13 protein-coding genes and 1 tRNA gene are annotated in these 13,774 nt (G+C 71.4%); 7 read left to right on the top strand and 7 right to left on the bottom strand.

The genetic code is table 11. The features are described 5' to 3' along the window. Positions 1-37 precede the first annotated feature (37 nt). A tRNA-Gln gene (locus FHX45_RS20370) sits at positions 38-109 on the bottom strand. 186 nt (positions 110-295) lie between these two features. On the opposite strand from FHX45_RS20370, the gene FHX45_RS20375 reads away from it, so the two are divergent. After that, positions 296-1,222, top strand: coding sequence for an acyl-CoA desaturase (locus FHX45_RS20375; RefSeq protein WP_243869155.1), 927 nt, complete (start codon positions 296-298; stop codon positions 1,220-1,222). A 137-nt stretch (positions 1,223-1,359) separates the two neighbouring features. Continuing rightward, positions 1,360-1,953 carry a TetR/AcrR family transcriptional regulator gene (locus FHX45_RS20380; protein WP_167104379.1) on the top strand — a complete coding sequence of 198 codons (594 nt, stop codon included), beginning with the start codon at positions 1,360-1,362 and terminating at the stop codon, positions 1,951-1,953. A gap of 31 nt (positions 1,954-1,984) precedes the next feature. Here the strand turns inward: FHX45_RS20380 and FHX45_RS20385 are convergent, their stop codons facing one another. After that, the gene (locus tag FHX45_RS20385) at positions 1,985-2,344 is read right to left on the bottom strand and encodes a MerR family transcriptional regulator (RefSeq protein WP_167104382.1); all 360 of its coding nucleotides are present in this window, start codon (positions 2,342-2,344) and stop codon (positions 1,985-1,987) included. Between the two features lie 116 nt (positions 2,345-2,460). On the opposite strand from FHX45_RS20385, the gene FHX45_RS20390 reads away from it, so the two are divergent. After that, entirely contained in the window at positions 2,461-2,781 is a 321-nt protein-coding gene (locus FHX45_RS20390) for a DMT family transporter (protein WP_167104385.1), read from the top strand. Continuing rightward, on the top strand, positions 2,781-3,191 hold the full coding sequence (locus FHX45_RS20395; protein ID WP_167104389.1) for a DMT family transporter: 411 nt from the start codon (positions 2,781-2,783) through the stop codon (positions 3,189-3,191). The genes FHX45_RS20390 and FHX45_RS20395 overlap by 1 nt, the downstream gene beginning before the upstream one ends. Here the strand turns inward: FHX45_RS20395 and FHX45_RS20400 are convergent. Next, positions 3,181-4,125: a hypothetical protein gene (locus FHX45_RS20400; RefSeq protein WP_167104392.1), complete on the bottom strand. Its 945-nt coding sequence runs from the start codon at positions 4,123-4,125 to the stop codon at positions 3,181-3,183. The two genes, FHX45_RS20395 and FHX45_RS20400, sit on opposite strands and share 11 nt — an antisense overlap. Before the next feature lie 9 nt (positions 4,126-4,134). Continuing rightward, positions 4,135-4,692, bottom strand: coding sequence for a PadR family transcriptional regulator (locus tag FHX45_RS20405; protein WP_167104395.1), 558 nt, complete (start codon positions 4,690-4,692; stop codon positions 4,135-4,137). Positions 4,693-4,787: 95 nt separating this feature from the next. Between FHX45_RS20405 and FHX45_RS20410 the strand changes: the two genes are divergently transcribed. Then, positions 4,788-6,167 carry an amino acid permease gene (locus tag FHX45_RS20410; RefSeq protein ID WP_167104398.1) on the top strand — a complete coding sequence of 460 codons (1,380 nt, stop codon included), beginning with the start codon at positions 4,788-4,790 and terminating at the stop codon, positions 6,165-6,167. On the opposite strand, the gene FHX45_RS20415 is transcribed toward FHX45_RS20410, so the two are convergent. From FHX45_RS20415 to FHX45_RS20425, 3 genes are read right to left on the bottom strand one after another with little or no spacing between them, the layout of a single operon-like run. Further along, complete coding sequence (locus FHX45_RS20415) at positions 6,151-7,338, bottom strand: PQQ-dependent sugar dehydrogenase (RefSeq protein ID WP_167104401.1); 1,188 nt, start codon at positions 7,336-7,338, stop codon at positions 6,151-6,153. The two genes, FHX45_RS20410 and FHX45_RS20415, sit on opposite strands and share 17 nt — an antisense overlap. 57 nt (positions 7,339-7,395) lie before the next feature. Next, the gene (locus FHX45_RS20420) at positions 7,396-8,043 is read right to left on the bottom strand and encodes a response regulator (protein ID WP_167104404.1); all 648 of its coding nucleotides are present in this window, start codon (positions 8,041-8,043) and stop codon (positions 7,396-7,398) included. Beyond that, entirely contained in the window at positions 8,040-9,140 is a 1,101-nt protein-coding gene (locus FHX45_RS20425; RefSeq protein WP_167104407.1) for a histidine kinase, read from the bottom strand. Before FHX45_RS20425 ends, FHX45_RS20420 begins: the two co-directional genes overlap by 4 nt. 131 nt (positions 9,141-9,271) lie before the next feature. On the opposite strand from FHX45_RS20425, the gene FHX45_RS20430 reads away from it, so the two are divergent. Both FHX45_RS20430 and mfd read left to right on the top strand, forming a co-directional pair. After that, the gene (locus tag FHX45_RS20430) at positions 9,272-9,829 is read left to right on the top strand and encodes a class I SAM-dependent methyltransferase (RefSeq protein ID WP_167104410.1); all 558 of its coding nucleotides are present in this window, start codon (positions 9,272-9,274) and stop codon (positions 9,827-9,829) included. Positions 9,830-10,205: 376 nt separating this feature from the next. Further along, positions 10,206-13,772, top strand: coding sequence for a transcription-repair coupling factor (gene mfd, locus FHX45_RS20440; RefSeq protein WP_167104413.1), 3,567 nt, complete (start codon positions 10,206-10,208; stop codon positions 13,770-13,772). Positions 13,773-13,774: the final 2 nt, after the last annotated feature.

Below are 13,774 nucleotides of genomic sequence, written 5' to 3' on the forward strand. Positions count from 1 at the left end.
GCACCCCCTTCGGGCACGTCGGGGCAGGGCACGGCAGCTCCGCCGCCAGGATTCGAACCTGAACTATCAGAACCAAAATCTGAGGTGCTGCCAATTACACCACGGCGGATCGTGCCTGGTCAGGATAGCGACGTCGAAAAATCGCACCGGTGCAGGGGTTCGAGTCCGATGTTTGGACGTCTCCCCAGCGGGCAAAACCTCCTGTACCGTAACTTACGGAAACGTAGGTAAGGTCGCCCTTTCCCAGGGTTTGCCCAGGTAGGAAGAAGTGTTGCGCATGACATCCACTCCGGTTATGGAACCACCCCAGACCAAGGGTCCGAAGCCGGTCACCGCCGGCCAACGCGGCGCCGGCGTCCAGTTCTCGGTCTATCTCGGCGTGATCCTCCCGCTGGCCGCGCTCATCGCCGCCGTGCCCTTCGCCTGGGGGTGGGGCCTGAGCTGGGTGGACGTCGGGTTGTTCGTCGCCTTCTACGTCATCAGCGGGCTCGGGATCACGGTGTCGTACCACCGGTACTTCACGCACGGCTCGTTCAAGGCGAAGCCGTGGCTGCGGGTCGTGCTCGCCATCGCCGGCAGCTTCGCCGTGCAGGGGCCGGTGATCACCTGGGTCGCCGACCACCGCCGGCACCACGCCTTCTCCGACCGCGACGGCGACCCGCACTCGCCGTGGGCGTTCGGCACCTCGCCGCTGGCCATCGCCAAGGGCTTCTGGCACGCGCACATGGGCTGGCTGTTCGAGCGGGACACGAGCAACGCCGAGCGCTTCGCCCCGGACCTGCTCAAGGATCCGGCCATCAAGAAGGTCGACGAGCTGTTCTGGCTGTGGACGCTGCTCACGCTGACCCTGCCCGCCCTGCTCGGCGGCCTGATCACCTGGTCGTTCTGGGGTGCCGTCACCGCGTTCTTCTGGGCCGGCCTGGTCCGGGTGTGCGTGCTGCACCACGTCACGTGGTCGGTCAACTCGGTCTGCCACATGATCGGTGAGCGCCCGTTCGCGGCGCGGGACAAGTCGGCCAACTTCTGGCCGCTGGCGATCCTGTCCTTCGGCGAGTCGTGGCACAACCTGCACCACGCCGACCCGACCTCGGCGCGGCACGGCGTCAAGCGGGGCCAGATCGACATCTCGGCCCGCGTGATCTGGGCGTTCGAGAAGCTCGGGTGGGTGCACAACGTGCGCTGGCCCACCCCGCAGCGGCTCGCCCGCCTGGCCTCCGAATAGGCCCGGGCCCCTCGCCCACCACCACCCTCAACGGAAACGCCCCGCGTTGCGGCTACTCTCGGTGGGTGGCGGGACGACGTCGAGCAAAGCGTGAGGTCACCGGGGTGCGCCCGACGGGTTCGGTATCGCGCGTCCGGATGACCGGCGCGGAACGGCGCCAGCAACTGCTCGACGTCGCCCGCAAGCTCTTCGCGGAGAAGGGCTTCGACGGCACGTCGATCGAGGAGATCGCGCACCGGGCGAACGTCTCCAAACCCGTCGTCTACGAGCACTTCGGCGGTAAGGAAGGCATCTACGCCGTCGTCGTCGACCGCGAGACCCAGTCCCTGCTCGACCGCATGGTGTCCACGCTGCACGGTGGGCACCCGAGGGCGATGCTCGAGCAGGCGGCCAGCGCGCTGCTGGCCTACGTCGAGGAGTCGCACGACGGCTTCCGCATCCTGGTGCGCGACTCGCCGGTGGCCAGCGCGTCCGGCACGTTCTCCACCCTGCTCAACGACATCGCCATGCAGGTCGAGCACATCCTGGCGCAGCAGTTCGACGCCCGCGGCTACGACGACAAGCTGGCCCCGCTGTACGCGCAGGCGCTCGTCGGCATGGTCGCGCTGTCCGGTCAATGGTGGCTCGACGCGCGGCGCCCCAAGCGGGACGAGGTGGCCGCCCACCTCGTCAACCTCGCCTGGAACGGTCTGTCGCACCTCGAGCACAAGCCCAAGCTGTGGCTGACTTGACCCGGCCGCCGCTGACCCGTGGCGCCGCGGGTCAGCTGACGTGGCTGGGCAGGGCAGTTTCGTTGCGCAACGCCCGCAGGATGTCGAGCTCGCGGTCGAGGTCGCGCCGCTTGGCTTCCAGACGCTCGACCTGCTCGGCGAGCAACTGCTCCAGCACGCCGGTCCGCTCCTCCGGTGGGGCTTCGAGGCAGGGGAGCAGCTCGTAGATCGTGGCGCTGCACACGCCGGCGGCGAACAGGTGCTGGATCATGACGACCCGCTCGACCATGCTGCTGTCGAAGTCGCGCCACCCGCCCGGGGTGCGCGCGGAGCGGATGAGTCCCTGCTCCTCGTAGTACCGCAGGGACCGGGTGCTGACCCCGGTGGCGTCAGCCAGTTCACCGATGCGCATGTGACCTCCGGAGAACGTCCAAGCTCCCATTCTCGCAGTTCTTGCAGTTGACACCGGTGTGAGGTTTCACGATGTGGTGGACAACGTTCCCCGAGTCCGCGAAAGGACATCCACCCATGCACTGGCTCTACCTCGGCGTCGCGGTCGTCTTCGAGATCGCCGTCGCCGTCTCCGCGGGTAAGGCCCAAGGGTTCACCCGGCCCGGGTGGACCGCCGCCACGCTGATCAGCGGTGGTATCGGCACCTACCTGCTCAGCCTGGCGCTGCTGACCTTCGACGTCGGCGTCGGGTACGCGATCTGGACCTCCGTCGCCGGCGTCGGCATCGTCATCCTCGGTGCCGTCCTGTTCGGCCAGCGCCTCGACTGGCGCAAGGTCGTGGGGATCGGCGCCGTCATCGTCGGCGTGGTCGGCCTCCAGCTCAGCGGGGCGGCGTGATGTCGCGCACACCAGCCTCCCGCCCCGCCGCGTGGCTCGTACTCCTCCTCGCCGGCGCGTTCGAAGTCGGCTACGCCCTCTCGGTCGGAGGGAGCCACGGCTTCACCGTGCTCTCGTGGTCGCTCGTCGCCGTGGTCTTCTTCCTGCTGACGCTCTTCGCGCTCAGCGTCGCCCTGCGCACGATCGACGTCGGCATCGGCTATGCGGTCTGGGCCGGCATCGGCGCGGCCGGAGCCGCGCTGCTCGGCCCCGTCTTCTTCGACGAGACCCTCACCCCGGTCAAGGCGGTGTGGCTCGCGGTGATCATCGCTGGTGTCGTCTGGATCAAGCTCGCCGACCGGCCCCGTCCGCACGCGCAGGTTCCGGACGAGGACCGTGCCGACCCACGAGGCCGGCCTGTCACGTCGTGAGCTCGGCGATCAGGTCGCGATACACGCCGAACGCCGGTTTCGGCGTGTAGTCGTCCGTCATCAACCCGAACCGGTGGAACAGGCCGGGTTGGGTGCTGTCCGCGTCGCGCAGGGCGAAGTGCGTGTAGCAGGCGGCACCCACGGCCACCGCGGCCCGGACGACCGTGTCCACCACCTCGGCCTGCCGCGCGGGCGGCCGGTCCGGGCCGGTGGGCCAGCCGTGCTCGGTGAGGTGCAATGCGATCCCGCCGAGGCCCGCCGGCGCCAGGACGTTCTCGCGGTGGTGGCGCAGCAGACCCGCCACCACCGCGCCCAGCTCGGCCGGGTCGACGGGCCGGAAGACGTCCGGGAAGAAGTCCAGGCCCACGTAGTCCAGGTCGCGCACGAACTCCGCGCCGCCTGCCGCCACCAGGTCCGCGATGAACGACGCGCCCGGACCGAACAGCGGCGTGGTGTTGAACCCGACGCGCAGGTGATCGTGTCCCAGCTCCCGGGCGCGTTCCTTGGCTGCCGCCACTCCCGCGACGATCGCCTCGATCACCTTCGGGTAGTAGCCGTCCAGCGTCGGATTGCCCGGTACGTTCGGCTCTTCGGTGATCTGCAGCGTGCTGGTGATCGCGCCGTACTGCTCGACCAGCCGGCGCACGAACTCCCGGTACCCGGCGACGTCGCCGCTCGGTGACTGGTATTGCGCCACCAGGTCCAGCGAGCGGCCGTCACCGGCGTACCGGGACGCCCCGGCGGGTGCGGCCGTCTCCTGTGGACCGTCCGATGTGGAGTCGTCGAACCCGAGGTAGGCCCGGACGAGGAACGGGCGCGTCCCGTGCAGCTCGGTGAGCGCGCCGAGGATCCGCGCCGGGTCGTCGGGTGGGCCGGCGGCGATGTCGCCGGAGTCGGTGCCGGTGACACCACCGGGGTAGATGCCGAATTGCATGCCGTCCTCTCAGGGCCAGGGCAGGGAGCCGTCGTGGATTTCGGTGATCAGGTCCTCGACCCACGTGATCTCGGCGCGGGTCTGGTGGAGCGCGTACTCCGCCTCGATGACGTGCAGCCGCGGCACGCCGTCGCGCAGCACCGCGCGCAGCCGCTCCTGGTCGGCGTCAGCGCGTTCGCGCAGCCGCCGGGCGCGCTCGGTCAGCGCGGCGATCGCTCCGTCCGGGCCGAGCGCGCCCAGGTACGCGATCGCGCCCAGGAACTCCGGGTACTCCCGCTTCGGCTCCCGGATGCGGCTGTCCAGCCGGCGCACCAGTTCGTCCCGGCCGGAGTCGGTGAGCGCGTACACCGTGCGTTCCGGCCGGTTGCCGCTGCGCTCGGTGCCTTGCGGAGCGACCCATCGCGCCGCGACGAGGGCCTCCACGACGTCGTAGAGCGTGCCCCGGTTGATCGCGCTCGCGCTGCGGGCACGCAGTTCGGTGAACACCTGGTACGGGTGCATCGGCGATTCGAGCAACAGGCCCAGGACCCCGAGGACCAGGGGGTTGTCCAGTGCGCGTCGTGGCATAGTCGAAATCTACCATCAGATTTCGACCAGATGCCACCCTGGGCCCCGCCGGAAAGCCGCGTTAAGGTCTGGACCGGCCGGAGGAGGAGAGAGTCATGAGCAACGAGGCAACTGACGAGGGCTACGCCCGGGGCCTGAAGAACCGCCAGATCAGCATGATGGCGATCGGCGGCGCGATCGGCACCGGACTGTTCCTGGGCGCCGGTGCCGCGATCGAGACATCCGGGCCGGCCCTGATCGTCTCCTACGCCGTCGCGGGCGCGGTCATCTTCCTGATCATGCGCGCGCTCGGCGAACTGCTGATGTACCGGCCGGTGTCACGCAGCTTCGTGGACTACGCCGAGGAGTTCGTCGGCCGCTTCGCCGGGTTCGCCACCGGCTGGGTGTACTGGCTGATGTGGGTGGTCACCGCGATGGCGGAGATCACCGCGGCCGGCATCTACGTGCAGTACTGGTTCCCGGCGGTCCCGCAGTGGGTCACCGCCGCGGTCGTGCTCGGTGTGCTGTTCCTGGCCAATCTGATCTCGGTGAAGGTGTTCGGCGAGTTCGAGTTCTGGTTCTCCATGATCAAGGTCGTGACGATCGTCGGCGCGATCGTGCTCGGCCTCGCGGTCATCGTGTTCGGCATCGGGCCTGCCGGGGAGCACGCCACGTTCGCGCACCTGGTCAGCGACGGCGGTTTCCTGCCGCACGGCGCGGGCAGCGCGCTGCTGGCGCTGCAGAGCGTCATGTTCGCCTACCTCGGTGTCGAGCTGATCGGCCTCACCGCGGGCGAGGCGGAGAACCCGCGCGTCGTGCTGCCGAAGGCGATCAACAGCGTCATGGTCCGGATCGGCGTGTTCTACGTCGGCGCGCTGGTGGTGCTGCTGTCGCTGGTCCCGTGGACCGAGTTCCACGCCGGCAAGAGCCCGTTCGTGCGCGCCTTCGACGCGGTCGGCATCCACGGTGCCGCCGGGATCATCCAGTTCGTCGTGCTGACCGCGGCACTGTCGTCGTGCAACTCGGGCATCTACTCGACCGGCCGGATGCTGCGCACCCTCGCGATCCACCGCGCCGCGCCCGCCAAGTTCACCCGCCTGTCGAAGCGGCAGGTGCCGGCGGCGAGCATCACCGTGTCGGCGATCGTCATGGCGCTCGGCATCCTGATCAACGCGGTGGTGCCGGAGAAGGCGTTCGCCTACATCACCAGCGTCGCCACCGTCGGGGTGCTGTGGACGTGGGGGATCGTCGTGGTCTGCCAGCTGCGGTACCGCCGCCGCAGCGACCGCGGCGAGCTGCCGGTGTCGCAGTTCCGCATGCCCGGCGCGCCGTGGACCGGTTACCTCGCGCTGGCCTTCCTCGCACTGGTGGTGGTGCTGCTCGGGTTCGGCGAGGACACCCGGGTGGCCCTGTACGTCACGCCGGTCGTGGCGGTGGTGATCGGGGCCGGCTACCTGCTCAGCCGCCGGTCGCCGGAGGTCAAGGAGCCGGTGTGACCCGCAGGACCTTGTCGTCGGTGCCGTCGGACGTCGTCACGTACAGGGCACCGTCCGGCCCGCTGCGCACCGCCCGCAGCCGGCCGTAGGTGGCGTCGAACTCCGCGGGCAGGTACACCTCGGTGACCGCGCCCGCGGGGTTCAGCGTGAACATCAGCATCTTCTGGCCCTTGAGCGCGACGACGGCGAGCCGGCCGTCCAGCGGGCCCCACTGCGGCCCGGACACGAACGCCGCACCGCAGATCGCCTCGGTGATCGTCCCGGACGTCCACACCGCCCGGACGGCGTCCGGGAACCGCTGCAGGTCGGTCATCGGCACGTTCTCGTCGTAGGTGTCGACCGTGCCGCCGCGGGACGGGTCCCAGCCGTAGTTGCCGCCCGGCCGGATCAGGTTGATCTCGTCGTCGAACGCCGGGCCGTGCTCGGCGGTGAAGACCTGCCCGGTCCCCGGCCGCACGGCCACGCCCTGGATGTTGCGGTGGCCGTAGGTGTAGATCCGCTGCTCGTCCGGGTCCGGCGAGGAGAGGAACGGGTTGCCGGGCAGCGGCCCGCCGGTGTTGAGGTCGATGCGCAGCACCTTGCCGCCGAGGCTGTGCCGGTCCTGCGACACGTCCGGCTGGGCGGTGTCGCCGGTCCCGACGAGCAGTGCGCCGTCCGCGGCGATCTGCGGGCGGCAGCCGGAGTGCCGGCCGCTGTCGTTCACCGGCAGGCCGGTGAGCAGGTCGTGCACCTTCGTGGCGCTGCGCTCGTCCGGCGACAACGACCAGGTGACCAGGCGGATGTCGACGGCCCGCCCGTTCTCCTGGTGGGTCTGGCAGGTGGTGAACCGGCGGCTGGTGGCGAAGTCCGGGTGCACCACCAAGCCCATCAGGCCGCCCTCGCCGCGCGCCCACACGTCGGAGAAGTCGGCGGCCACCTGGCTGACCGTGCCGTGGCCGACGAGCGTGAGCCGTCCGGGCCGCTGGGTGACCAGCATCGAGCCGTCGGGCAGGAAGCCGACGTCCCACCCGTGCTGAAGTCCGCTCGCCACCACGTCCACCTTCAGCGCCGGACTCCGCCCGGCAACGGTGACGGGTGCGGTGGGCGGGGTGGACGGGCGCGGTTGCGCGGGCGACGACGTGCAGGCCGTGAAGGCCAGGACGGCGAGCACAACGGCTCCGATGCGGCGCATGCGGTCATTGTGCCCCGGCCGCCGCGCCATCCCGGCTCTGTCGGTTCTCGATCGGGTTCAGCCGCCCGGGCGCACCAGCCCCGTTTCGTAGGCGGTCACCACCGCGTGCACCCGATCGCGCAGGCGCAGCTTGCGCAGGACGTGCCCGACATGCGTTTTGACCGTCGTCTCACCGATGTAGAGCCGGCCGGCGATCTCGCGGTTGCTCAGGCCGCGCCCGATCAGCGCCAGCACGTCCCGCTCCCGGTCGGTGAGCACGTCCAGCGGCCGCGCGTCCACCGGGCCGGCCAGGAACCGGTCGAGCAACCGCCGGGTGACCGACGGGGACACCATCGCGTCGCCGCGCAGCACGCCGCGGATCGCCACCAGCAGCTCGTCCGCGGGGGCGTCCTTGACCACGAACCCGCTGGCCCCCGCCCGCAGACCGGCGTACGCGTACTCGTCCAGGTCGAACGTCGTGATGATCAGGACGCGTGTCCCAGGCAGCCGGGCGCAGATCCGCCCGGTGGCCGCGACGCCGTCCAGCACCGGCATCCGCACATCCATCAGCACCAGGTCCGGCCGCAGCTCCACGGCCCGTTCCACGGCGGCCGCGCCGTCGCCCGCCTCCCCGGCCACCGCCAGGTCCGCCTGGCTGTCCACGATCATCCGCAGCCCGGTGCGCGCCAGCTCCTGGTCGTCGCAGATCAGCACGCGCGCCGTCACGACACCGCCCGCAGGGTCGCGGCCAGGCGGTAGCCGCCGTCCGGCGTCGGTCCGGTGTGGAGGGTGCCGCCGAACATCTCGACGCGCTGCGCGACACCGGCCAGCCCGCGCCCGGAGGAGGGGAGCGCCGGCGGCGTGCCGGTGCCGCCGCTGTTGACCACCTCGATGCGCACCTGGTCGCCGAACTCCACCAGCACCGACGTCTCGGCGTCCGGGGACGCGTGTTTCAGCACGTTCGTGAGGCCCTCCTGCACGATGCGATAGGTCTGCAGCGCGGCGCTCGCGGGCAGCGCGTCGCCGTCGCCGCGCACTTCCAGCCGCACCGGCTGCCGTCCCACGCTCGATCGCGCCGCCAGCTCGCGCAGGTCACCGATCCCGGGGTGGGGCTCGGTGCCGTGCAGGACCCCGAGCAGCCGCCGCAGCTCACCGAGCGCACCACGTCCGGTGCCGCCGATGGCCTCCAGCGCCTGCGCCGCCCGGTCCGGGTCCTGGTGGGCCAGCAGCTTCGCGCCCTCGGCCTGCAGCACCATCACGCTCACGCTGTGCGCGACGACGTCGTGCAGCTCGCGCGCGATCCGCGACCGCTCCTCGGCCAGCACGCGCCGTTGCGACTCCGCGGCGACCGCGCGCCGGGCCCGGACGAACTCACCGAGCGCCCACGCCGTGAGATGTACCGGCAGGGTTCCCAGGATCGCGATGAACGGGCTGACCGAGGTGCCCGCCGACCAGGTGCACGCCCACCACACGTCGAGGACCACCACGCCGACCGCGGTGGCCGCCGCCGCCCGCCGCTTGCCCAGCACGACCAGTGTGTAGAGCACGACGGCCATCGCGATCTCGCCGCGACCACGGTCATAGGTCTGCACCTCGGCCGCGTAGCTCACCGCGACCGCGGCCAGCACGACCGCCGCGACCAGCTCCGGAGCGCGGCGCCGCCACGGCAGCGGCAGCACGATCCCGGCGAGCACCAGCGCCTGCACCCACATCGGCTGCCAGTCCGGCCGGTCCTGCACGAGGGGCGGGAACAGGAAGTAGGCGTAGAGCGGGAGGTCGGCCAGCCACGGGTGGCCGCGCAACCACTGGAGCAGCCGGTGCACCCACCCGACGGTAGCGATCGGGCGCCCGCGAGCGCGTCCTCCCGCGGTGTGCACTGTGTCCTCCCGGGGGAGGACATGGTGGGGCCACGAGACGGAGGCGTGACGAGATCGGCGTTCCTAGCGTCGGAATCATGACCATCACCAGGGAATTCCTCCGCAACCCCGGCCGCACCGGCGCGATCGCGGCCAGTTCACGGCGGCTGGCCGCGGCCATGGTCGCGGGCATCGGAGCCGAGTGCGCGGGCCGCGTCGTCGAGCTCGGGCCGGGCACCGGGGTGTTCACCGAGGCCCTGCTCGCCCGGCTGCGGCCCGGCGCGCGGCTGACCGCGATCGAGGTGAACCCGCGACTGGCCGGCGGCCTCGCCCGGCGCCACCCGGGCGTCGAGGTGATCACCGGGTCCGCGGAGCACCTCGCCGAGCACGTGCCCGCCGCGGACGTGGTGGTGTCCGGGTTGCCCTGGGCGCTGTTCCCGCGCGAGCGGCAGGAGCGCATCCTGGACCAGATCGGCGAAGTGCTGGCACCGGGCGGCCGGTTCGCCACCTTCGCCTACCTGCATGCGGCCTGGCTGCCCGCCGCCCGGCGGTTCGAGGCCGCGCTCGCCCGGCGGTTCGGGTTCGTCGGCCGGAGCCGGGTGGTGTGGGGCAACCTGCCACCCGCCTTCGTGCACCGCGCGGCCGTGACGCCGTGATCGGCGCCGAGCGTTGTCGCTGGTCCACGTCCTGGCGGCCGCATCTCGCCCGCGGCGTGCGCAGCACCAGCGGCACCCGCCCGACCCGGCCGACTACGCGAGCGGTCTGGCAACTATCCGCGAACAGGGCCGCGATGTCGCCCCCGCCCTGTTCGCCACCGGGTACCTCATTCGCCCAGCTCAGGCGATTCGACGATGCCGGGGCGCGGCACGTCCTGCTGCGCATCGCGGCCCTCGGCCCGCGCGTCATTTCCCCGCAGCTCGCGGGACTCGCCGAAATTTTGTCGCCCCTGCGACGTACCCTGGAACCCGAGAACCCCTGAGCCCGCCGACCGGGGCAGGGGTGTGCCCGTGCGTGCCCGAGGAGTTCCGTTCCGTGACCGACCCGCAGCTCTCCGGCCTGCTCACCGCCGTCCTGCCCGACCCCGCCCTGCGCGCGGTGATCGAGCGCGCCGGTGCACCCCAGCTGGAACTGGAGGGCGCCACCGCCACCCGCCAGCTGGTGGTCGCCGCGCTGGCCGCCGACGCCGGGGCGGGGCGCCCGGTGCTGGCCGTCACCGCCACCGGCCGTGAGGCCGAGGAGCTGACGGCCGCGCTGGCGAGCCTGATCGGCGAGGACGCGGTGGCCGGCTTCCCGTCCTGGGAGACGCTGCCGCACGAGCGCCTCTCCCCGAGGGCGGACACCGTCGGCCGCCGGCTGGACGTGCTGCACCGCCTGCGCACCGACCACGCGCCGCGCGTGGTGGTGGCCACGGTGCGCAGCCTGATCCAGCCGATGGCGCCCGGCCTGGGCAGTCTCGCGCCGGTGGAGCTGACGGTCGGCGAGGAGGAGGAGTTCGAGGGCCTGCTGGAGCGGCTCGTCGAGCTGGCCTACACCCGCGTGGACATGGTCGAGAAGCGCGGCGAGTTCGCGGTGCGCGGCGGCATCCTGGACATCTTCCCACCGACCGCCGATCACCCGTACCGGGTCGAGTTCTGGGGCGACGAGGTCAGCGAGGTACGCGCGTTCGCGGTGTCGGACCAGCGATCGCTGCCCGGCGAACTGTCCTCCGTGTACGCGCCGCCGTGCCGGGAGCTGCTGCTCACCCCGGAGGTGAAGGCCCGCGCCGGTGAGCTCGCCGAGACCTACGCGGCCGACGCACAGCTGGCCGAGATGCTCACCAAGCTCGCCGGCGGCATCCCGGTCGAGGGCATGGAGGCCCTCATCCCCGTGTTGTGCGAGGGCGAGCTGGAGCTGCTCACCGACGCGATGCCCGAGGGCACCCACGTCCTGCTGGCCGACCCGGAGAAGATCCGCGCCCGCGCCGCCGACCTGGTGCGCACGGGACAGGAGTTCCTCGAGGCGTCCTGGATGTCCGCGGCCGGTGGCGGCCAGGCGCCGATCGACCTGGGCGCCTCGGCCTACCGCAACCTGGAAGAGGTCGCCAAGCACGCCGGCGAGACCGGCCGGGCGTGGTGGACGCTGTCGCAGCTGACCAGCGAGGACGCCGACGTGCTGCACGTCGGCATCGACGCCTCACCCGGCTACCGCGGCGACCTGGATCGCGCGGTGCGGGACCTGCACGCCCACCTGGCCGCGGGCGGCACCGCGGTGCTGGTGGTGGCCGGGCACGGCACGGCGACCCGCGCGGTCGAGCAGCTGTCCACGGCCGGGGTGTCGGCCGCCCACGCCGCGGACGGGCTGCGCGAGCAGCTCCGCCCCGGGATCGTCACGGTCGCCTGCGGTGGCCTCGCCGAAGGGTTCGTCGCCCCCGAGCTGAGGCTGGTCGTCCTCACCGAGGCCGACCTGACCGGCCGTGGCGCCACCGCCGGGTCGGCGACCCGCGACCTGGGCGCGAAGATGCCGTCGCGCCGTCGCAACGCCGTCGACCCGCTGGCGCTCAAACCGGGTGACTACGTGGTGCACGACCAGCACGGCATCGGCCGGTTCGTGGAGATGGTGCAGCGCACCGTCGGTGGTGCCACCCGCGAGTACCTGGTGCTCGAGTACGCGTCGTCCAAGCGCGGTCACCCCGGCGACCGGCTCTACGTGCCGAGCGACCAGCTCGACGAGGTGTCCCGCTACGTCGGCGGCGAGCTGCCGACGTTGAACAAGCTGGGCGGGTCGGACTGGAAGAACACCAAGGCCAAGGCCCGCAAGGCGGTCAAGGAGATCGCCGCCGAGCTGGTGCAGCTCTACGCCGCGCGCCAGGCGTCGCCGGGTCACCCGTTCGGACCGGACACGCCGTGGCAGAGGGAGCTGGAGGACGCGTTCCCGTTCACCGAGACCAACGACCAGCTCGCCGCGATCGACGAGGTCAAGGCGGACATGGAGCGGGGCGTCCCGATGGACCGCGTGATCTGCGGCGACGTCGGGTACGGCAAGACCGAGATCGCGGTGCGCGCCGCGTTCAAGGCGGTGCAGGACGGCAAGCAGGTGGCGGTGCTGGTGCCCACCACCCTGCTGGCCCAGCAGCACCTCAACACGTTCAGCCAGCGCATGGCCTCGTTCCCGGTGAAGATCAAGGGCTTGTCCCGGTTCACCGACAAGATCGAGTCAGAAGCGACCCTGGCGGGCCTGGCCGACGGCACGGTCGACATCGTGATCGGCACGCACCGGCTGTTGCAGACCGGTATCCGCTACAAGGACCTGGGCCTGGTCATCGTCGACGAGGAGCAGCGGTTCGGTGTCGAGCACAAGGAGCACATCAAGGCGCTGCGCACCCATGTCGACGTGCTGACCATGTCGGCCACGCCGATCCCGCGGACGCTGGAGATGTCGCTGGCCGGAATCCGGGAGATGTCCACGATCCTGACCCCGCCGGAGGACCGGCACCCGATCCTGACCTACGTGGGCGCCTACGACGACAAGCAGGTCGCCGCGGCCATCCGGCGGGAGCTGCTGCGCGACGGCCAGGTGTTCTACGTGCACAACCGGGTGTCCTCGATCGAGAAGGCGGCGCGCCGCATCCGCGAGCTGGTGCCCGAGGCGCGGGTGGTCACCGCGCACGGCCAGATGAACGAGGAGAAGCTCGAGAAGATCATCCAGGGCTTCTGGGAGCGCGAGTACGACGTGCTGGTCTGCACCACGATCGTGGAGACCGGTCTGGACATCTCCAACGCCAACACGTTGATCGTCGAGCGTGGTGACCTGCTCGGCCTGGCGCAACTGCACCAGTTGCGCGGCCGGGTCGGGCGCGGGCGGGAGCGTGGCTACGCGTATTTCCTGTACCCGCCGGAGAGCCCGCTCACCGAGACCGCGCACGACCGGCTGGCGACCATCGCGCAGAACACCGAGCTGGGCGCGGGCATGGCGGTGGCGATGAAGGACCTGGAGATCCGCGGCGCCGGCAACATCCTCGGCGCCGAGCAGTCCGGGCACATCGCCGGTGTCGGGTTCGACCTGTACGTGCGGCTGGTCGGTGAGGCGGTGGACGTGTTCCGCCGCAGCGCCGGGGAGGCGCCCGCCGAGGAGGAGCTCCGCGAGGTGCGGGTGGACCTGCCGATCGACGCGCACATCCCGCACGACTACGTGCCCGGCGAGCGGCTGCGCCTGGAGGCCTACCGCAAGATCGCGGCGGCGGTGGACGACCACGAGCTGCGCGCGGTCGAGGAGGAGCTCATCGACCGCTACGGCCAGCCGCCCGCACCCGTGCAGCGGCTGCTCGCGGTCGCGCGGTTCCGGCACGTGTGCCGCTCGGTGGGTGTCACCGAGGTTTCCGCGCAGGGCAACAACATCCGCTTCGCGCCCCTGGAGCTGATGGACTCGCAGATGGTGCGGCTCAAGCGGCTGTACCCGAAGGCCACCTACAAGGCCGCGATGCGGACGGTGTCGGTGCCGAAGCCGACCGAGGGTCCGGCTGGCGGCCGGATGGGCGCGCCGCAGCTGCGTGATGATGCGCTGCTGGATTGGTGCACCAAGCTCCTGGTCAACCTGACCAAGAAACCCGCCCCCGTCGGCTAAGG

The sequence above is a fragment of the Amycolatopsis granulosa genome, from assembly GCF_011758745.1.
Taxonomy (GTDB): Bacteria; Actinomycetota; Actinomycetes; order Mycobacteriales; family Pseudonocardiaceae; genus Amycolatopsis_E; species Amycolatopsis_E granulosa.